The 19,828-nt window shown below is 46.0% G+C and carries 16 protein-coding genes; 9 read left to right on the top strand and 7 right to left on the bottom strand.

Annotation, left to right across the window (positions count from 1 at the left end; translation table 11 throughout):
* Nucleotides 1-473 precede the first annotated feature (473 nt).
* The 3 genes from ACTHY5_RS05660 to ACTHY5_RS05670 form a co-directional block, all read right to left on the bottom strand.
* Entirely contained in the window at nucleotides 474-1,265 is a 792-nt protein-coding gene (locus ACTHY5_RS05660) for a sulfite exporter TauE/SafE family protein (protein WP_441877613.1), read from the bottom strand.
* Nucleotides 1,266-1,440: 175 nt separating this feature from the next.
* Nucleotides 1,441-2,313, bottom strand: coding sequence for a flagellar protein MotY (locus ACTHY5_RS05665; RefSeq protein WP_441877616.1), 873 nt, complete (start codon nucleotides 2,311-2,313; stop codon nucleotides 1,441-1,443).
* Between the two features lie 152 nt (nucleotides 2,314-2,465).
* Nucleotides 2,466-3,470 carry an adenosine deaminase gene (locus ACTHY5_RS05670; RefSeq protein ID WP_441877619.1) on the bottom strand — a complete coding sequence of 335 codons (1,005 nt, stop codon included), beginning with the start codon at nucleotides 3,468-3,470 and terminating at the stop codon, nucleotides 2,466-2,468.
* 82 nt (nucleotides 3,471-3,552) lie between these two features.
* Here ACTHY5_RS05670 and mtgA point away from each other — a divergent pair, with 82 nt between their 5' ends.
* From mtgA to ACTHY5_RS05700, 6 genes are all read left to right on the top strand, one after another.
* Nucleotides 3,553-4,227 carry a monofunctional biosynthetic peptidoglycan transglycosylase gene (gene mtgA, locus ACTHY5_RS05675; RefSeq protein WP_441877622.1) on the top strand — a complete coding sequence of 225 codons (675 nt, stop codon included), beginning with the start codon at nucleotides 3,553-3,555 and terminating at the stop codon, nucleotides 4,225-4,227.
* A gap of 78 nt (nucleotides 4,228-4,305) precedes the next feature.
* Nucleotides 4,306-5,058, top strand: coding sequence for an HAD-IIA family hydrolase (locus ACTHY5_RS05680; protein WP_441877654.1), 753 nt, complete (start codon nucleotides 4,306-4,308; stop codon nucleotides 5,056-5,058).
* Nucleotides 5,059-5,084: 26 nt separating this feature from the next.
* A complete protein-coding gene (locus tag ACTHY5_RS05685) occupies nucleotides 5,085-6,674 on the top strand; it encodes a cation:proton antiporter domain-containing protein (protein WP_441877625.1) in 1,590 nt (529 codons plus the stop codon).
* A 293-nt stretch (nucleotides 6,675-6,967) separates the two neighbouring features.
* Nucleotides 6,968-8,452, top strand: coding sequence for a SulP family inorganic anion transporter (locus ACTHY5_RS05690; protein ID WP_441877628.1), 1,485 nt, complete (start codon nucleotides 6,968-6,970; stop codon nucleotides 8,450-8,452).
* Between the two features lie 27 nt (nucleotides 8,453-8,479).
* Nucleotides 8,480-9,331: a universal stress protein gene (locus ACTHY5_RS05695; RefSeq protein ID WP_441877631.1), complete on the top strand. Its 852-nt coding sequence runs from the start codon at nucleotides 8,480-8,482 to the stop codon at nucleotides 9,329-9,331.
* Between the two features lie 213 nt (nucleotides 9,332-9,544).
* On the top strand, nucleotides 9,545-10,399 hold the full coding sequence (locus tag ACTHY5_RS05700; protein WP_441877633.1) for a universal stress protein: 855 nt from the start codon (nucleotides 9,545-9,547) through the stop codon (nucleotides 10,397-10,399).
* 215 nt (nucleotides 10,400-10,614) lie between these two features.
* Here ACTHY5_RS05700 and ACTHY5_RS05705 read toward each other — a convergent pair whose 3' ends face one another.
* Nucleotides 10,615-12,207 carry an ABC-F family ATPase gene (locus ACTHY5_RS05705; RefSeq protein WP_441877636.1) on the bottom strand — a complete coding sequence of 531 codons (1,593 nt, stop codon included), beginning with the start codon at nucleotides 12,205-12,207 and terminating at the stop codon, nucleotides 10,615-10,617.
* 220 nt (nucleotides 12,208-12,427) lie between these two features.
* On the opposite strand from ACTHY5_RS05705, the gene cysQ reads away from it, so the two are divergent.
* Nucleotides 12,428-13,240 (top strand): 3'(2'),5'-bisphosphate nucleotidase CysQ, encoded by an 813-nt coding sequence (gene cysQ / locus ACTHY5_RS05710; RefSeq protein ID WP_441877639.1) that lies wholly within the window; start codon nucleotides 12,428-12,430, stop codon nucleotides 13,238-13,240.
* Between the two features lie 153 nt (nucleotides 13,241-13,393).
* Here cysQ and ACTHY5_RS05715 read toward each other — a convergent pair whose 3' ends face one another.
* Nucleotides 13,394-14,254: a universal stress protein gene (locus tag ACTHY5_RS05715; RefSeq protein WP_441877642.1), complete on the bottom strand. Its 861-nt coding sequence runs from the start codon at nucleotides 14,252-14,254 to the stop codon at nucleotides 13,394-13,396.
* Nucleotides 14,255-14,559: 305 nt separating this feature from the next.
* Between ACTHY5_RS05715 and ACTHY5_RS05720 the strand changes: the two genes are divergently transcribed.
* On the top strand, nucleotides 14,560-14,988 hold the full coding sequence (locus tag ACTHY5_RS05720; protein ID WP_441877657.1) for a YbjN domain-containing protein: 429 nt from the start codon (nucleotides 14,560-14,562) through the stop codon (nucleotides 14,986-14,988).
* Nucleotides 14,989-15,093: 105 nt separating this feature from the next.
* Entirely contained in the window at nucleotides 15,094-17,610 is a 2,517-nt protein-coding gene (locus ACTHY5_RS05725) for an EAL domain-containing protein (RefSeq protein WP_441877645.1), read from the top strand.
* A gap of 74 nt (nucleotides 17,611-17,684) precedes the next feature.
* Here the strand turns inward: ACTHY5_RS05725 and ACTHY5_RS05730 are convergent, their stop codons facing one another.
* Nucleotides 17,685-18,503, bottom strand: coding sequence for a mechanosensitive ion channel family protein (locus ACTHY5_RS05730; protein WP_441877648.1), 819 nt, complete (start codon nucleotides 18,501-18,503; stop codon nucleotides 17,685-17,687).
* Nucleotides 18,504-18,515: 12 nt separating this feature from the next.
* Nucleotides 18,516-19,508 carry a hypothetical protein gene (locus ACTHY5_RS05735; protein ID WP_441877651.1) on the bottom strand — a complete coding sequence of 331 codons (993 nt, stop codon included), beginning with the start codon at nucleotides 19,506-19,508 and terminating at the stop codon, nucleotides 18,516-18,518.
* Nucleotides 19,509-19,828 lie beyond the last annotated feature (320 nt).

Consider the following 19,828-nt stretch of genomic DNA (forward strand, 5'->3'; position numbering starts at 1 on the left):
ACTGTAAATCTGACGGCTCCGCCTTCACTGGTTCGAATCCAGTCTCCTCCACCATCCTTTAAAAGCCAGTGCTTAGCACTGGCTTTTTTTATGCCTAATTAAAAAGGGTCGACGGAGCAGACACCCTCTGCCTTCCCATTAACACCGAGTTGCCTGAATGTGTAGGCGAATGCTGGCTCATCAGTTGTTAGGCAATGGTTCGATTTAAAACATGAGCTCAAGGATGTCGGTCATCGACGCTAACAAGCGATACAGTGGTATGTGGCCGGATAAAGGGATCTTCTTCACCGACCGTCACATAACAGGGAGGTTATGTGCTGAGCGCTACAGGGAGGTACTTGCAGCGTGTCGGTGAAGAAGACCCTTTGTTTGGCCGTTATGCAGGCCGAACCGACTAAATCACTTCTCTTATTTTTATTTATGATGCAAGTAAAAGATGTGACTAAGTGACAGACTGAAAGCCTGTCTCTTCCTTAACCTGGAAATAATAAGAACTTTGCGCCCACAATAATCAAAAATACCGCAAAGGCGCGTTTTAAAGCAGGAGCCGATAACTTATGCGCTAAAATAGCACCAAAACGCGCAAAGGGCATACTGGCAACACTAACCCCTAATAGCGCCGGTAAGTACACATAACCTAAGGCCTCGCTAGGCAAGGAGTCATGCTCCATACCGTGTACCACGTAGCTAAGCGCCCCAACCAAGGCAATAGGGAACCCACACACAGCAGAAACTGCAACCGCTCTTTGCATGGGCACCGAACACCAGGTTAAAAAAGGAACCGTTAACGAACCGCCGCCAATACCAAAAATACCAGACGCCCAACCAATAATGCCCCCCACGGCTGCTTGTACTGGTTTATTAGGTAATTGTGCCCCACCTTGTGGCGCCAAACTAAACAGCATTTGGGCAGCCATTAGCCAGGCAAACAGCCCAATTAATCGCTGTAATAGCGGGCCAGATAATTTATCTGCGGTATATCCCCCTAACCAAGCCCCCACAATAATACCCACCGACATCATGGCTGCTAACTTCCAGTCTATCGCTTTACGACTATGGTGAGTATGAATGGAGCTGAGCGAGGTAAACATAATGGTGGCTAATGAGGTGCCTACTGCCATGTGAGTCACTAAATCACCGCCTATGCCTTGCAATTTAAAGCTAATAATCAGCACCGGTACGATAATTAAACCACCACCCACCCCAAACAATCCCGCCAGAGTGCCCGCAAACGCCCCTAGCGCCATATACATTAACCAAGTCATGTTTATTCAATCCCTAAACGAAGAATACTTTGTGTAAGCACAGCCATAATAAGCGCATTATTATGCCTGTAATACGAAGAGATAAGAAGGTGCGAAACGTGAGGGGAGTGGCGTTTAGCCATCTTGCTAATGATGTTTAAAGTAAAGGTTAATCGCTTGAGAGAGTCACCTTGTATTAGATGTGCGTTTTTGTGCCTAGGCTTATCACCACCCGGCGGTTGGTGTTGCGCCCTTCAGGCTCACGGTTATCGGCAATGGGGCGTCGTTCGCCATGACCTTCTAAGCTCACGCTGCCTTCTGGCAGGCCTAATTCAATAAAGTAGCTTTTAATCGCATTAGCGCGGCGCTCTGATAACTGACGGTTATGATAAGCGGTACCAAAACTGTCGGTGTAAGCATTAATAACCACTTCATCAATATTAGGGTCCGCTTTTACGTATTCAGTGATCATCGCCAACCGCTGGCTAGAGTGTTCGGTTAGCTCATCTTCATTATTTACATAATTAAGCACACTAAAGGCAATATCTTCAAAGCTATAAGGCAATAAGTTGGCTTGGCAATCCAAAAATGCATCGTAACGTGCACGAAAGTTTACCGACGATAATCCAACGCCCGTTTGCTTTCCGTTACGAAACCAGTCATCAAAATAAAAAGTGGGCCAGCGCCCTTGGTTAAGCTCTTCTAGCATGACCCATGCCGATTGCTGCTCAACCATAGCGTCAAACTGCTGATAGAAAGTAACCTTAGATAAGTTATGCGCCCCTCGGCCTGGTTGCCATTGCGGGGGCTCACTAACAAGCGCCGCAGTTTGAGTGCGTGGCTGGCCGCGTAATGCATTAAGTGCAAATTCTAAATTGATATTTTTAGCCGCACGACTAACAAAAGCCCCAGTACCAAACCGAGGAATAGGGTGCTCTAGCCGACATTCTATGGCTGAATCAGACGTTAAACGCCATAATGATTGATCCATATTGGCTAAGTACACCCGCGGTTGAGCCCACGCTCCTGCGCACATTGTTAGTCCAGCTATTAAGGTAATAATACGCACAGCGGCTCTCCTATTTCTCGATACACAGCGTATCGGCGCGCCGCTTAATTTCTTTAATCCTATTTTATTACACCACACGCCGACCGGACGCCAGCGGTGCCATAGGCAGAGGGGCTGCCTGCTCGCAGCCCCATTTTTAGTATTAATCACCGTTAATACTTGGCTCCGTGTGCATGGATTCGCTGAGTAAGCTCCGTTTTTTCTGCAGGCGTTAACCAACAGGCCTCTACGCTATTCAGGGCTAACTGCAATATGTCTTGATGGCTGGCCCCTAACCCTTGCTGTAATACCTGGTAATTTGCCGTCATATAACCACCAAAATAAGCAGGGTCATCGGCATTTACAGTGACACACAAACCAGCATGTAACAGTTCAAGTATCGGATGTTCGCTCATATCACGAATCACATTAAGCTTAAGATTAGATAAAGGACACACAGTTAACGGTATTCGCTCTTGGGCAAGTCGGGCCATTAAAGGGGCATCATGAATAGCAGCTACACCGTGATCAATGCGCTCAACCTTTAAAATATCAAGCGCATCGCGAATGTAACTGGCTGGGCCCTCCTCCCCTGCATGCGCCACCAGTCGGTAACCTTGCGCAGCGGCAGCCGCATACACTTCAGTAAATTTAGTTGGCGGATTACCTGCTTCGGCAGAATCTAGCCCAACACCCGCTAACAAATGCTTAAACGGCTCAGCCTCGCGCAGCGTAGCAAAAGCGGCTTCTTGTGATAAATGACGTAAAAATGACATGATCACACAACTGGTGATCCCCCACTGTTGCTTAGCTTTATCAAGTGCCCTAACAATGCCGCCAATGACATGCTCAAATGCCACCCCGCGCTCGGTATGCGCTTGGGGGTCAAAAAATATTTCGACATGGCACACATTATCTTCATGGCTGCGCGCTAAATAGGCCCAGGTAAGATCAAAAAAGTCCTGTTCGGTTTGTAATACCTGCATGCCTTGATAATAAACATTTAAAAACGATTGTAAGTCGCTAAACTGATAAGCTGCCCGCAAGGCGCTTTCATCAGCATAATCGAGGGTGATACCATTGCGTTTAGCTAAGGCAAATACCATTTCTGGCTCTAATGTACCTTCTATATGTAAGTGCAATTCAACTTTGGGCAACTCGCGAATAAAAGAGGTCATGGTGTTTCTCCAAAAATGAGGTATTGATGGCAAGTAGCTAAGATAGCAACTACCCGCTTATTCACAACAAGGACCGTGTTAAATGTTCTCTTTTTTAAAGCGCTGTTTTTTCTGGCTACTGATGTTGCTCATACTGGGGCCCTTGCTGCTTACACTGGTCTATCGTTATGTGCCCGTACCTGCAACTCCCTTGATGGTGATCCGCTTATTTGAGGGCGAAGGTTGGGCAAAACACTGGCAACCTGCTGCGGGTATCTCTCATCATCTAAAAGCGTCTGTTATTGCCGCCGAAGATAATAAATTTTGTCAGCATAATGGCTTTGACTGGGAAGCTTTTGCCGATGTATTAGGTGAATTTCAACATCAGGGCAAATTAAGAGGCGGCAGTACTATTAGTATGCAAACGGCCAAAAATCTCTACTTATGGCCAGGTCGCAGTTTTATACGTAAAGGCTTAGAGGCCGTTTATACCCCTATGCTCGAACTGATACTGCCTAAATCACGTGTGATGACGCTGTATTTAAACATTGCCGAGTTTGGCCCAGGCATTTATGGTGCCGAAGCTGCTGCACAGGCTTACTTTAATACCTCAGCGGCCAATTTAAGCCGCCATCAAGCAGCTTTGCTTGCTGCTGTGTTGCCAAACCCTAGGGTGTATGATGCAAGCCAGCCGTCAACTTATGTACAAGGTCGAGCTCGAACCATTCAACGGCGTACACATCAGTTAGGCACCCTGCTCAAATGCATCGCAAACTGATAATATAATGCCATTGTCATCTGCTTATCATTTAATGTTCCCATATTAATGCTTGGGGTCAGGAGAGTTCGAAATATGATGAATACAAAAAATATTATCTGCGATATTGATGGTGTCATACTGCACAATAACGAGCTTATTCCTGGGGCAGATGCCTTTGTCCGGCGAGTGCTTGAGCAAAATATTAATTTACTATTTTTAACTAATTACCCTGCACAAACGCCACGAGATCTACAAAACCGTTTTTATTCGGCCGGCATAGAAGTTTCTGAGTCACTGTTTTATACGTCAGCCATGGCTACGGCCGATTTTTTGATGCGCCAAAATGGTCAAAAAGCGTATGTAATTGGTGAGGGAGCCTTAATTCACGAGTTATATAAGTCGGGGTTTACCATTACCGATATTGACCCCGACTTTGTGGTGGTGGGCGAAACCCGTAATTACAATTGGAGTATGATGCAAATGGCTGCCCGCTTTGTCGCAGAGGGTGCGCGCTTTATTGCCACCAACCCCGACACTCACGGCCCCAAGATGCACCCTGCTTGTGGCGCCTTGTGCGCGCCTATTGAGCGCATGACCGGCAAAAAACCTTTTTATGTCGGTAAACCCAGCGCCTGGATTATTCGCGCGGCGTTAAACCACATGGATGCCCACTCTGAAAATACCCTTATTATTGGTGATAACTTAAATACTGATATTCTCGCAGGCTTTCAGGCAGGCCTAGAAACCGCATTAGTACTAACGGGCGTGAGCCAAGTTGAAGACATTGACAAGATGCCGTTTCGTCCTCAGCATGTCTATGCTTCAGTCGCTGATATAGATTTATTTTGACCTCATATAAACAATAAGTTGATGTAATGGATCCCTCTTTTATTGCTATTGCTTTTGGCTGTGGCTTACTGGTTTACTTAATTAATCTGCCGCCATTAATTGGTTTTTTGGCAGCAGGCTTTGTGCTTAATGCCATGGGGTATCAAAGTAACGCCACCCTAGACACATTGGCCAATTTGGGCGTGACTCTGTTGCTGTTTAGTATTGGTCTTAAGCTCGATATTAAAACACTGCTAAAAAAAGAAGTGTGGGGCACCGCCTCAGGACACATCGTATTATCGACCCTACTTTTTACTGTGGTGTTATTAGCCATAAAAGCGGTCGGTTTTAGCCTCGCCATGGAACTAGAGTGGCGCCAAGCCATGCTGATGGGCTTTGCCTTAAGTTTTTCTAGCACAGTATTTGCCGTAAAAGTATTGGAAGAGCGCAGCGATATGAGCACCTTTTATGGCCGAATTGCCATTGGGGTACTGGTGATGCAAGATTTGTTTGCGGTAGCCTTTTTAACTGCATCCAGTGGCAAACTGCCCACCCTTTGGGCATTCAGTTTAATCATCTTATTACCGCTGCTGCGCTTTGTGTCTTTTAAGGTGATGTCGCGCATTGGTCACGGTGAGTTACAAACCTTATTTGCCGTTTTCTTAGCCTTAGTGATAGGCCATGGTGGTTTTGAATTAGTGGGGTTAAAAGGAGACTTAGGCGCTTTAGTCGTTGGCATGATGCTGGCTTCACATTACAGCGCATCGGCATTAGCACGTTCGCTTTTTAATATGAAAGAGCTTTTTTTAGTGGCTTTTTTCTTAAGTATCGGCCTTAACGGCTTACCAACAATAGAAGCGGTATGGATTGCCGGCATCTTATTATTAGTATTACCCCTTAAAAGCGTTGTTTATTATGGTTTATACAAACGCTCAAAGCTGCGTATTCGTACCGCCTTACTCGCCACATTTAGCCTATCTAACTATTCAGAGTTTGGCCTTATTGTGGCCGCCCTTGCCGCTAAACAAGGGCTATTAAGTAATGACTGGGCTATTGTGGTCTCACTGGCGTTGGCCTTATCTTTTGTGGTGTCAGCCCCACTCAATAGCCATAACGAAAGTTTATACCGGCGCCTAATCACACGCTTTCAACCCAAAGAAAATACCCATTTACATCCCAATGACCAACCCATTGAGTTAGGCGATGCGAAGGTATTAATTATTGGAATGGGCCGTATTGGACAAGGGGCTTATATGGAGCTTGAGCAGCGCTATCCTGGGCAGTTACTGGGCATAGACAGTGATGTTAAAAAGATAGCGCTATTAAAAGAGCTGGATATTAATGCTATTGAGGGAGATGCATCTGACTCTGACTTTTGGGATAAAACCAGTATTAGCGCCCAATTAGAATATATCTTTTTAGCCATGCCTAACCATGCAGGTAATTTGTACGCTCTAGAACAAATTCGCTATAACCATTTTAAGGGCCGTGTCGCCGCCATTATTTGCTATCCCGATGAAGGTGCGCAACTGCGCGAACTGGGCGCCGATGATATCTTTAATATCTATGAAGAAGCAGGCAGCGGGTTTGCTCACCATGTGATTGCCGCCAGCACCCCCTTCTTGCCTAAGCCATAACAAGCGCCGTTATTCAGGCAAGGGGCCTTATTCAGCAGCCCAAGTGGCTCTTGTGACACAGGCGCCAGCCCCCTATAATGGCCGCGATTTGGCGTATAGGCTTGATAATATACGTCACTATATTGAAAAAATAACGTAATACCTTGAATAAAACCAAGACATTATTCTCACTTGCACGCTTCACTATTTTGCACTGCAGGGCTTTGTTGGCACTGACCTAGAGTAATGTCTTATGTGATCGCAAGCGCGGCTTTGTGATCTGCACTCTCGCTCTATAACCTGGAACATTCACCATGCTATCGACCCTCAAACAAACTTGGTTTTTTAATATTCGAGGAGACGTTTTGGCCGGCCTAGTTGTGGCCTTAGCCTTGATCCCTGAAGCCATTGCCTTTTCTATTATTGCCGGTGTCGATCCTAAAGTTGGCTTATATGCTTCTTTTAGTATGGCGGTGGTTATTGCCTTTGCTGGGGGCCGACCTGGCATGATTTCGGCAGCCACCGGGGCCATGGCGCTCCTTATGGTAACGCTTGTTAAAGAGCATGGCTTAGAATATCTACTGGCCGCCACTCTACTGTGCGGTTTGCTGCAAATTATTGCCGGCTATTTACGCTTAGGCGAGCTCATGCGTTTTGTGTCACGCTCTGTGGTCACCGGTTTTGTGAATGCATTAGCCATTTTGATTTTTATGGCGCAATTGCCTGAGCTTATTAATGTCACTTGGCATGTTTATGCCATGACAGCTGCAGGGTTAGGTATTATTTATTTACTGCCACTGGTGCCATATTTGGGTAAGTTACTGCCCTCCCCTTTAGTGTGTATTGTTAGCTTAACATTGGTTGCAATTTTACTAGGAATTGATATTCGCACTGTGGGTGATATGGGCGAGCTGCCCGACAGCCTGCCTATTTTTTTATGGCCTGATGTGCCTTTAAACCTGGACACCTTGCTGATTATTTTCCCTTACTCGCTGTCGCTGGCGGTCGTGGGCTTACTGGAATCGATGATGACTGCCACCATTGTAGATGACTTAACCGATACCAAAAGTAACAAAAATCGCGAGTGTAAAGGTCAAGGTTTGGCTAACTTAGCCACAGGGGTATTAGGTGGCATGGCCGGTTGTGCCATGATTGGTCAGTCAGTGATTAACGTAAAGTCGGGCGGCCGAGGCCGCTTGTCTACCTTGGTTGCCGGTGTTGTGCTGCTAATGATGGTAGTATTTTTAGGCCCTTGGGTCTCACAAATTCCAATGGCAGCCTTGGTGGCTGTGATGATAATGGTGTCTATTGGTACCTTTAGCTGGAGCTCTATCGTTAACTTAAAAGCCAACCCTGTGAGCTCAAGCATTGTTATGGTTGCCACGGTTGCCACAGTAGTGATAACTCACAATCTGGCGTATGGTGTTTTGGTTGGGGTACTCCTTAGTGCGCTATTTTTTGCCAACAAGGTGGGGCAAATATTGTATGTGGGGTCACACAAACCCGATAATCATACTCGTGAGTATCAAGTCACTGGCCAAGTGTTTTTTACGTCTACCGAGCAGTTTGTGGGTGCTTTTGATTTTAAAGAAGTCGTTAAAAAGGTACGCATCGACGTTTCTCGAGCACACTTTTGGGACATTAGTGCCATTGCAGCTTTAGATAAAGTGGTATTAAGCTTTAAACGTGAAGGCGGTGAGGTAGAGGTGATTGGTTTAAATAAAGCCAGCGCAACCTTAGTTGATAAGTTTGCAGTTCATAATGATCCCAAAGCCGTTGCTAAGCTAATGGACAACTAAATTGAGAGCCACGCAAAGGAGAACACCATGACGACTAATGTAATGGCCTGTATAGATGGCTCGCGTTACGCTAACGCCGTCGCTGATGCGGCAACTTGGGCAAGCTTGCGCCTAGATGCCCCACTGCATTTACTGCATGTACCAAATAAAGTTGCCGCCAGTGTGCCCTCAGACTTAAGTGGCAGCATTGGCTTGGGCAGCCAAGAACAACTTTTAACCCACTTAAGCGATATTGATGCCAAACAAAACAAGCAATCAGCTGAGCGGGGCCAACAGTTATTAGAAGCCGCTCAAGCACATGTGCTAAAAAGCGGGGTCTTGGCAAGCATAATACAAAGGCATGGTGAGCTGGTAGACACAGTCGCCGAGCTTGAGCCAAGCACCCGTTTATTAGTGCTTGGGCGCCACGGGGCCAACTCAGCCGTAGATGCCCCCCACTTAGGTCGCCATGTAGAGCAATTAACACGTACCTTACGCTGCCCTATGCTACTTACCAAAGACTACTTTAAGGCACCACAAAAAGTGCTACTGGCCTTTGATGGCAGTGACAGCACCAAACAGGCAGTCACCTTATTGGCAAACAGTCGTCTGCTGGCAGGATTAGAAGTGCATATTGTATTGGTTGGCGAAGATAATGAGCTAAACCGTGAGCAATTAAACTGGGCCAGTGTCTTGCTACAAGAAGCAGACATCACACCTTATAGCCGTATTATAACCGGTCCTGTAGAGCAGGTGCTTACGCAATATCAAGAGCTACAAAAAATTGACCTAATGGTGATGGGTGCCTACGGTCATTCGCGTATCCGCCAGTTAATTCTCGGCAGTACCACAGCGGCCATGATCCGCAATGCCACGCTACCATTATTAATTTTACGCTAAGCGGCCCATCAGGCTAAGTTATAACAATACTGTATTCATAAAACCGCCTCGCACATGCGTGGCGGTTTTTTTGTAACTCATTTTGTGACAAAAGTGTGAAATTTGATAGACATCAAGCTTTATCCGCATTGAAGTATGCTACATTGAATTTGAGTCGGAGCCCCCGCGATTCTTTTATTTTAAAGTCAATAACTTATCATCGGGATGAAACATATGAGAACCAATGTATTAGCCTGTATTGATGGCTCTAAACACACAGTTACTGTGTGCGACTACGCCGCTTGGGCCAGCCGTCAGCTAGATGCCTCCCTTGTCTTATTGCATATATTACCAAAACGTGAACCTACGTTATTGTATAACATTAGTGGGGCGGCCACTCTCAGTATGCAAGATAACGTGACCCAAGAATTGGCTGATCTGGATGCCAAGCGTGAAGCCTTAGCTAAAGAGCACAGTCAAAAAATACTCGACAACGCTGCACAGCATATTGTGGAGTCTGGCTATGCAAAGCCACGCACCATTCAGCAACAAGGCCGTATTGTGGAAGAGTTAGAGCAGTACGATGACTACAGTCAGCTGCTGGTATTAGGCCGCCAAGGTGCAAATGAAGACGACTCAACTCATCGTTTAGGGAGCCACGTAGAGCAAGTTATTCGTACTACAGATAAGCCGTTATTACTCACGTTAGACACCTTTTCACAGCCCAAAAAAGTGATGCTGGCGTTTGATGGCAGTAAAACCACGCGCAAGGGCTTAGATATGATCAGCTCTTCACCACTATTTAAAGGCCTAGAATGCCACTTAGTGATGGTAGCCGGCCCTGATCCACAAAACCTTGAGCAGCTAGAAGTCGCCCGCTTACAGTTAGAAGAAGCGGGGCTTAAAGCGGTATCAGCATTGTTACAAGGTGAGGTGAAACAAAACCTACTGGCTTACCAAGAAAAACAAGACATCGATTTACTGGTGATGGGCGCGTATGGCCATTCTCGTATTCGCCAGTGGCTATTAGGCAGTATTACTAATTTGATGCTTAAAGAGTCTCGTCAACCCATGTTAATTTTACGCTAAAAGCATGGTCTAAAATAACGTAAAAGCCCCAGCAGACAGTGTCTGCTGGGGCTTTTTTAGCGTTTAACCTATAAGGTTAGATAATACCAATCTACCCCGAGCCTAGGGTCGAATTTATTCGACCTCTTTAGGCCTTGTTATGGTTTTTAGTCGATTGAAATCGACCCTACAGAAGCCATAAAACCTGATCAGCTAGTTTTCCAGGTTGCTATAAGCTATACGATGCCTTTTTCTCGTAAGTATTCTTCGTAGCTGCCGCTAAAGTTACGAACGCCGCTTTCACTGAGTTCTAAAATTCGCGTGGCTAACGAAGAAACAAACTCACGGTCGTGAGAGACAAAGATTAACGTCCCTTCATACAGCTCTAATGCCATGTTCAGCGACTCAATCGATTCCATATCCAGGTGGTTGGTCGGCTCATCCATAATTAAGATGTTAGGTTTGTGCATCATGAGCTTGCCAAACAACATACGGCCTTGCTCCCCGCCCGATAATACGCCCACTTTTTTCTTAATGTCGTCTTGGCTAAACAATAAACGCCCCAACACACTGCGCACAGTTTGTTCATCGTCTCCGGGCTGTTGCCACTGGCTCATCCAGTCAAATACCGTTAAATTAACATCAAAATCGGCACTATGATCTTGGGCATAATAACCAATACTGGCATTTTCAGACCATTTATAATGCCCACTTTTAGGCGCAAGTTCACCACATAGGGTTTTAACTAAGGTTGTTTTACCTACCCCATTGGGCCCCAAAATGGCAATGCGCTCACCGACTTCAACCAACATATCGAGATTGCTAAATAAAATATTATCGTCGTAACCCTGAGCCAATTGTTCAACTTCGAGTATATTACGATAGAGCTTTTTATCTTGTTCAAAACGTATAAAGGGGTTTTGACGGCTAGAGACTTTAACTTCTTCTAGCTTAATTTTATCTATCTGCTTGGCACGCGAGGTGGCCTGCTTGGCTTTAGATGCGTTGGCACTAAAACGTGCTACAAAGGATTGTAGATCGGCAATTTGTGTCTTTTTCTTAGCGTTGTCAGACATTAAGCGTTCACGTGCTTGAGTCGACGCCAGCATATAGTCGTCGTAATTTCCCGGATACACGCGCAGCTCACCAAAGTCTAAGTCAGCCATGTGCGTGCACACACTGTTTAAAAAATGGCGATCATGAGAAATAATAACCATGGTGCTATTACGCTCGTTTAGCGCACTTTCTAGCCAGCGGATGGTGTCAATATCCAAGTTGTTGGTTGGCTCATCAAGCAGCAATACATCGGGGTTAGAAAACAACGCTTGCGCCAGCAGTACTCGCAGCTTTAAGCCCGGCGCTACTTCACTCATAGGCCCTGTGTGTTGAGCCACGTCAATACCCACGCCGATCAGCAATTCACCAGCACGCGCTTCGGCGGTATAACCGTCATATTCAGCCACCACGCCTTCAAGCTCAGCCGCTTTCATATAGTCATCATCGCTGGCTTCTAAATTAGCATAAATCGCATCGCGCTCATGAATAGCAGCCCACAGCTCTGAGTGCCCCATCATCACCACATCTAACACTCGGTATTCTTCAAAGGCAAACTGATCTTGGCGTAGTTTACCCAGCCGTTCGTTAGCATCTAGGCTGATGTTGCCAGCACTAGGATCAAGATCGCCCCCCATAATTTTCATAAAGGTGGACTTACCACAACCGTTGGCACCAATAAGGCCATAGCGGTTGCCGTCACCGAACTTAACGGAAATATTTTCAAATAGCGGCTTGGCGCCGAATTGCATGGTGATGTTGTTAGTGGAAATCAAGAAGCGAACTCACAAATTAACGGGATGAAAAGAAAGGAGGCATTAGCCGAAGGCGCTAAGGATACCGACTGTTGGCTTAAAGTTCAAAGAGTGTGCACATTTATCGTCTGCTTGTACCTAATAGCGCTGTATGAAAATAGCACGACAGACAAATAGGAATAAGCCTGCTTTTTTTATATCATAAAGATACATCTAAAACGTCATCTTATTGGAGCTCAGTATGCATAAGCAGTATCTGACAACCCGCTTAGTTACAGAAGTTACCGCCATCGCACGTGAAGCCGGTGCCTTAATTATGGAAATATACGCTCGCCCATTTAGTGTGACCGAAAAAGCAGACAACTCACCGCTCACTGAAGCTGATGCAGCGGCGCACCAACTTATTGAGCAACAATTAACACAATTAGCTCCTTTGCTACCGGTATTATCAGAAGAAGACACCGCCTCTTTTGCTGGCGCTGATACTCAAGGCCGCTACTGGTTAATTGATCCATTGGATGGCACTAAAGAATTTATTAAACGTAATGGCGAATTCACCGTCAACATCGCCTTAGTAGAACATGGCAAGCCGGTATTAGGTGTGGTTTATGCACCTGCTTTAGGCCTTTGTTATACTGCAGCACGCGGGCTAGGCGCACAAAAAATAGATGCTCAAGGAAAAATGAGCGACCTAACTGTTGCCACGCATACCCCAAAGCAACCTTGGCGCGTAGTAGGTAGCCGCTCTCATGCCGGCGATGCTATGCCTCGTTTATTAGCACAACTGGGCGAACATGAGCTTGTGGCCATGGGCAGCTCACTAAAATTATGTTTGGTGGCCGAAGGCAGCGCCGATGTTTACCCTCGTTTAGGGCCTACCTCATTATGGGATACAGCAGCCGCTCATTGTGTGGTGGAGCAAGCAGGTGGCACAGTCGTGCAACTTAATGGCTCCCCTCTTGATTACGGTAATACCCAACAATTATTGAACCCCTATTTTTTGGTGCTGGGCCATAATCAACAAGACTGGCCAAGCTTGTTTGTAGCGCATTAACGCCTTTTTGTCTGCGGTAAGTGACTTGGGGTTAAGTGGCGTTTATGTAACGTATTTAAGATTAGAGAGCGCCGCTGTTGAATGGGCGCTCTATTGTTACCGGTGTTTCTGAAAATGGACCGTCTTTTTAAAGCAAGAGCGCAAAGCTTAACTTTACCGTGCTACTAGCACATCACAGGGTAGTGTGCTTAAAAAACGGGTAGCGACACTGCCAATAAGCAAACGGCTAATGCCCTGTCGGCCGTGAGTCCCTAACACTAATAACTGTGGCCGCTGCTGTTCTACAGCTTGAGTAAGGCATTCTTCAACCTCCCCCGTTAAAATCTCAGTAAGAATACGACTGCGATCATCATCAGCTAAAAAGTGTGCCATTTCAGTACTCACTTCTTGACGTAAGCGCTCGCGCTTTTGCTCTAACATGGTATCAAGATCGTGCTGATCATAACGCACAAAGCCACTAAAGGGAGGGTCACACACATGCACCAATCGAATGTCGGCACTTGGCGCAAGTGCTAAACTGGCTTGCAAGGCATGATGCGAGCTACGCGAAAAGTCGGTGGCTGCCAATATATGCTGATACGCCACCACAGAGTCAACACTCACCATAAGAAGTGGAATATCACAATGGCGCAACAGACGCTCGGCGGTGGTGCCCACAAATAAGTCTCGTAGCGGTTCTATATGATGGCGCCCAACAATTAAGATATCGGCGCAAAGTTGGTTTACCTGTCGGCTCAATGCCTGATGAGGTTTTCCTAAAATAACATGACAGTGCGTGTGTGCCTGTACAGCCTGTGGCAACTGCTCAAAAAAATCTTGTAACGCAGCCTCTGCTGCTTGTTGTAACCGATGGCGTACCGAAATTTCGACCATAGGCTCATACAAGGTAAGGGCATCGTCTACCACATGAACAATGTGTAATTTGGCCTTCAGTTGTTCAGCAAGTTCAGCCGCCCTGTTAACAACCCGCAAAGAGCCGGGTTCTAAATCGATTGCAACAAGTAGCGTTTTCAAGTTTCTTTTCCTTATTAAAATCAGAGGCGTCTATTTTTAAGCCATTCAATGAGCATTCCTGTTTTTGCTGATAAATGCAAATTATCCCCCAAGTAAAGGCATGAAGGTATTTAAAGCTAGATTACAGCCTGTGGTGGCGTGGTGAGCTTTTAGACCAATATAAGCCGTGCATCACAACGCGCCTCAAGATCAGATGAGCTTATTTTTTGCTTTTTATTCTACTAATTTCCTTCTTTGGTTTACACTGACGCCTTTAAAGACCGTTACGTATTTTGGGGGTTTGAGTGTTAACAGCAGAAACAGCCATGCGCTGGCTCAATGCCGGCTATATCGAACATTATGTATGTGAAAATTGCCACGGCATTCACTTTTCCGAGTTGCAAGCGCTAGATGGCATGTTAGAAAGTCGGCTGTTTGTCGAGCATGAAGGCTCTATTCTAACGAGTGAAATTGAAGTTAGACCAACGGCATTGCTGGCGATCATGGCAGACTTAACACGTTTGAATATGAACTACCCCAGCCTTAAGATATTTGTCGACATTGTCGATGATAACCTGCCTCGCCTCATTGTTGCTGACTACTTACATACACAAGCGGGGATCGATCAAGCACAATTTTTATGGATAGTGCAGCATGCCTTGATTGCCACGCAACAGCTATTGTTAGAAATAGCAGAGCTGGGTTTTTTAATGTTAGAAGACGAACCCGAAAAACCTTTCGTTGCCGTCCATTAATTTCCACCCCCTAAACGATGATTAACATGCACTGTATTCTTCGGTTAACGCAGTGGAACATGTTAAAGTTTAGGGAGAACTTGATTTAATTTTAGAAGAGTTAACGTGAATTACCTCAATTCAACTTCCTCCGACATGCCCGTTGAGCGCTTGATGCATAAAGGCTTACTTACCTGTGCACCCAACACCCCCTTATATGAAGCGGCAGAGCGTATGGCCGCGCGCCAATGCAGCTCGGTGCTGGTTATCAAAAACGGCGTAGCGGTTGGCATTTGGACAGAACACGACAGTTTACGCTTTAACTTTAATGACCCTCACTCACCACACATTCCCATTGGTGAGGTGATGAGCAGCCCTGTCAGCAGCGTGAATATGGCAACTTCCATTACTGACGTTGCCAAGCGCTTTAATGATGAACAACGCCGTCACTTTTTAGTAACAGACGATGCTGGCCACCCACAAGGTATTATTTCGCAAACTGACGTCGCCTTAAAGCAAGGGCTAGAAATGTACTTAAGCTTGCGCACCGTTAACGACACCATGGACAAAGATCCCTTGTTGTTACCGGGTTCGCTAACCTTAGGTCAAACCGCCGCTTTTATGCTTGAACAACAACAAGATGCCGCCATTGTAAGTTGTGGAGCGGGTGAGTTTGGTATTATTACCGAGCGAGACATGGTGCGTTTTGTAGCATGTCACCCAGGTGAGACCCCACTTAGCAAGCTGGCCAGTCGTCCTCTGGCAACAATAGAACCCAAGGGTTCTTTATTGCGTGCCAGAGATATGCTGATTGATAAACGACTACGCCATTTGGCCGTTAGAGACAAAGATAGCCAACGTATTGTGGGGTTATTAGGCTTTCGCAATATATTGGAAGGCGCAGAACAGCGCTATAATATTGAACTGCACCATGCACTGGCCACCCGTGATAATGCCATACAACACTCTCGGTTAAGTTTACAACTGGCCGAGCAGGTAATTGATGCTTCACTAGAAGGCGTCATGATCACCAATGCTAACAGCGAAATAACCTTTGTTAATCCGGCGTTTACTCATACCACCGGCTATACAGCAGAAGAAGTGTTAGGAGGAAAACCCACGGTATTATCCTCAGGGCGCCATGATCAGCTTTTTTATGAAAAAATGTGGCAAGCGTTACAAGATAAAGGCTATTGGCGTGGAGAAATTTGGAACCGCCATAAAAATGGCCAGCTCTATTTAGAATTACTAACAATTACCACTATTTACGATGATAACCGTAATATTACCCACTTTGCGGCTTTGTTTACCGACATTACTCACATTCGAGAAAACGAAGATCACATTCGTAAGCTCGCCTATTATGATGCTCTAACGCAATTACCTAACCGCCGATTATTAGAAGATCGGCTCGAGCAAGCCATAAGGCATGCTCATCGCCATAAAGAACGCTTTGCGGTGTTGTTTATCGACCTTGACCATTTTAAACAAGTCAATGACAGCTTAGGCCATGCCGCAGGGGATGATCTATTACTGGATGTCTCTCGTAGAATGGCCGCCCGATTACGCGAAGATGACACCTTAGCGCGCTTAGGTGGGGATGAGTTTATTGCGGTCTTACCCGATATCACTGATTCAGATGAAGTGACTCGGGTGGCCAGAAGATTAATTGAGGCCATTGGCGCGCCCTTTCAGCTCAAAAATCAACATTTTCGCATCGGCTGCAGCATGGGGATCAGCTTTTATCCAGATGATGCCAGCGACACTGAACAATTACTGCATCAAGCCGATGCTGCTATGTATCGAGCGAAGCAAGAAGGCCGTAACACTTATCGGTTATACAGCACCCACTTAGACGCCCATGAACACCGCTGGCTTGCAATGGAAACGGCATTGCGCAACGCCATAGATAATAATGACGGTTTGAGCCTGCATTATCAGCCATTATTTTCTAGCCAATTGTCACCACAACTGGTCAGCATGGAAGCCTTAGCACGCTGGCAACACCCAGAGCTGGGGCAAGTGTCTCCGGTTGAGTTTATTGCGCTTGCCGAACGCTCGGGGCTGATATTACCTTTAAGTAAACTATTAATGACCCAAGTCGCCGCTCAGTTGCGTTATTGGTTAGACGCCGGATTATCTCCGGTGCCGGTGGCAGTCAATTTATCAGCACAGCAATTTTGGCAGCATGATTTAATTGCACAAATTCGTGCATTATATGACACTTTTCAGCTCCCGGCTGGCTTGCTAAGCTTTGAGCTAACCGAAAGCATCTTACTCGACAAGCAACAACCGGCCATCCATGTGTTAACGGCACTGCGTGAGCTTGGCTGCAATATTGCGATGGATGACTTTGGCACAGGCTATTCTTCTTTAAGTTATTTGCACCAGCTGCCCCTTACTACGCTAAAAGTTGATCGCTCATTTATTCAACAACTGGATGAAAATGCTGGCAGCGAAGCTATTCTTGCCGCTATTACCGGTATGGCAAAAGGCCTTAAGCTGACTGTGGTGGCAGAGGGAGTAGAAACCCAAGCACAGCTTGAAGCACTGCGCCATTATCAGGTGGACTTAATTCAAGGCTACTTAACTGGGCGCCCTGTAACTGCAGCAGACTTTACTGCACTGTATTTAGCTCCGTAAAAATGATTGGTTTCATTTAGCGCCTGAGCGATATAGTCACCACCTAATGTACGTTTAACGCAACACCACGCCGCTCAAGCGCGGCTAACATCCATTGATTGCTCGGTAGAGACACGAGCAAAGTTGACGGGCATATTACGTAAGCTGTCTTTACCACGAGCCGTTAAGTCAGACATAAATAGAAATTGCTGTCGTGGGTCCATAGGATAAGCTTTAATACGATAATGCGTGCCCCAAGGTTGCTCTTCTAATAGCACCACCACAGGTTGGCTTAGTTTTAAATAAGGACTAGATAGCGCCACATCTTCTAGCACTCGGCGCACCTCATTAGCATTGTGATCGGGGGTTAGGTAAAAGTTAACCACACACATTAAACTGGCACCGCCATTATTGGCATTATGAATAAGCCCAGTCCATATCTTTTGATGGGGAATAAAAATAACCGTATCTTGTGGAGTGACTATTTCTACCACCCGTATGCCGATATGTCTCACTTCACCGTAATGACCTTCAACTTCAACCCAATCACCTGGTCGGTAGGGCATTTCGTATGCAGAAACCACACCGGCTAATAGACTACTGACGTAATCTTTTAGCGCAAAGCCGATTGCTAGGCCGGTTACACTTAAAATAGCGATCGTATTTTGTACGGTTAATTCAATAAATAATGGAATTATCCAAAGTATAGCGCCGGCTATAACTAAAATGCGAAACGTGGGGATCAAGGCCAGCACAAATAACCGGCGCTGACTATGCAGCTGGCTAGCGAGCCAAGGTAATATGCGCTGCGTTAGCCAAATCAAGAGCACGGCTATCACCACAACCCATATAGCTTCAAGTATGATGTCGGTTGTAAGCTCTCGGAATAAGCCAATAAAACGTTTAGGATCCATACTCACCGCCCGTTAAAAATCATCCAGTAAATAATCTCGCTCAGCCAAAAACTCACGCGCCAGTAAATAACCACCTACGTTTAAGCGCCAATACTCACCATCAGGCTCCACTATGCCAAACTGCGCCAAGCGTAATAATTGAACATTCAGCTCATCAGCAGCAAGCGTTGACAACACCTCTTGAAGTCGCTTCCCAGTTAATCCTCGGTGCACCAGTAATGCGTATAAAATAAACCCTGTTTTGTCATCGGCTTGTGCTGGTAACGTAAGAGGTTGCTGCTCTGAGTTTACCTGGCATGACCATAAAGATAGCGCCACCCCCACATTTCCCCTCGCCTCGCCTACTACGCGTGTTAGTTGCCGATGGTGGCCTTTAGCCCCTAAAGATTGCAATAACTCAGCACTAGCAGGAGCAAAACAATACACGCGCGGTAAGTTAAGGGGCCAAATACGACGCAAAAAAGCAAAAGTCCAGCTATCACAAACAACCAAACCTTGGCCAAAATCTCCTTGTAGCAACCTTGGCAGTAACACTCGAATAAAACGTAAGCCATCGCTGCTGCGTAAGAAAAAACGTGCTAAATCATCAATCAACCAAGCACTATGATGCACGTCTTGCTGCTGCCACCAGCCATCAACATCCACATCTTGTATTTGCGCCATCGAGGGCGGAGTCACCAATGCCCACCCTTGTTGCCAGGTCCAATCTCGAGCAATCGCAGCCGTACCACTAAAGGGAGGGTCAAGTAAAAAAATCGCCTCACATTTTGCATCTGTCATCCAGTTAGCCAGACAATGCGTCATGGCACTGACCGCCGCACTGTGATCAAAGCTGTGATGCGAAGCTAACTCTTCATTGCTATTACTGTCTATTTGTTCTGTGCCCTCTCGTCCAAAAACACGCAATATTTTCCGCCATAATTGTTGAAAGCGCGTCAGTGTTGCCGGTGACGGGCAAACATAGTCTTGCGCCTGCATCAATTGCCAAAGATGAGTGTCGGTCATTCTGTATCCTTCACCAGATAATAAGCCAATTAACACCCTGTGCTGACTTAGTGTAGCCATACTTTGAATAAATTAACTAGACAAAAAAACGCATTCTCTAATCTAATACCAATCTAAGTAAGTATATGGTCAGTTTGTATTAAGTAAAAAACTAAGGACTATTTTTGCCACGCAAGACACGGAAAAAGGCAAGAGCGAACAGTGACAACGACTCAAATACTGCTAATGGTAAGGGCTCCCCTACTAATAGTTGGGGGGTTGGCTATTACCCTATAAAGTCTTTTTCAGATCTTATCTCTATTGTTCCGTGGGTTCCGTGG

Origin of the sequence: Oceanisphaera sp. (assembly GCF_052084945.1) — a bacterium.
In the GTDB taxonomy this organism is placed as follows: domain Bacteria; phylum Pseudomonadota; class Gammaproteobacteria; order Enterobacterales; family Aeromonadaceae; genus Oceanimonas.

What these genes read in the sequence shown, in the direction of transcription:
- ACTHY5_RS05660 (WP_441877613.1), bottom strand. Translation starts at nt 1,265, where the DNA reads ATGACTTGGTTAATGTATATGGCGCTAGGGGCGTTTGCGGGCACTCTG.
- ACTHY5_RS05670 (WP_441877619.1), bottom strand. Translation starts at nt 3,470, where the DNA reads ATGACCTCTTTTATTCGCGAGTTGCCCAAAGTTGAATTGCACTTACAT.
- mtgA (WP_441877622.1), top strand. Translation starts at nt 3,553, where the DNA reads ATGTTCTCTTTTTTAAAGCGCTGTTTTTTCTGGCTACTGATGTTGCTC.
- ACTHY5_RS05680 (WP_441877654.1), top strand. Translation starts at nt 4,306, where the DNA reads ATGAATACAAAAAATATTATCTGCGATATTGATGGTGTCATACTGCAC.
- ACTHY5_RS05685 (WP_441877625.1), top strand. Translation starts at nt 5,085, where the DNA reads ATGGATCCCTCTTTTATTGCTATTGCTTTTGGCTGTGGCTTACTGGTT.
- ACTHY5_RS05690 (WP_441877628.1), top strand. Translation starts at nt 6,968, where the DNA reads ATGCTATCGACCCTCAAACAAACTTGGTTTTTTAATATTCGAGGAGAC.
- ACTHY5_RS05695 (WP_441877631.1), top strand. Translation starts at nt 8,480, where the DNA reads ATGACGACTAATGTAATGGCCTGTATAGATGGCTCGCGTTACGCTAAC.
- ACTHY5_RS05700 (WP_441877633.1), top strand. Translation starts at nt 9,545, where the DNA reads ATGAGAACCAATGTATTAGCCTGTATTGATGGCTCTAAACACACAGTT.
- cysQ (WP_441877639.1), top strand. Translation starts at nt 12,428, where the DNA reads ATGCATAAGCAGTATCTGACAACCCGCTTAGTTACAGAAGTTACCGCC.
- ACTHY5_RS05720 (WP_441877657.1), top strand. Translation starts at nt 14,560, where the DNA reads ATGCGCTGGCTCAATGCCGGCTATATCGAACATTATGTATGTGAAAAT.
- ACTHY5_RS05730 (WP_441877648.1), bottom strand. Translation starts at nt 18,503, where the DNA reads ATGGATCCTAAACGTTTTATTGGCTTATTCCGAGAGCTTACAACCGAC.
- ACTHY5_RS05735 (WP_441877651.1), bottom strand. Translation starts at nt 19,508, where the DNA reads ATGACCGACACTCATCTTTGGCAATTGATGCAGGCGCAAGACTATGTT.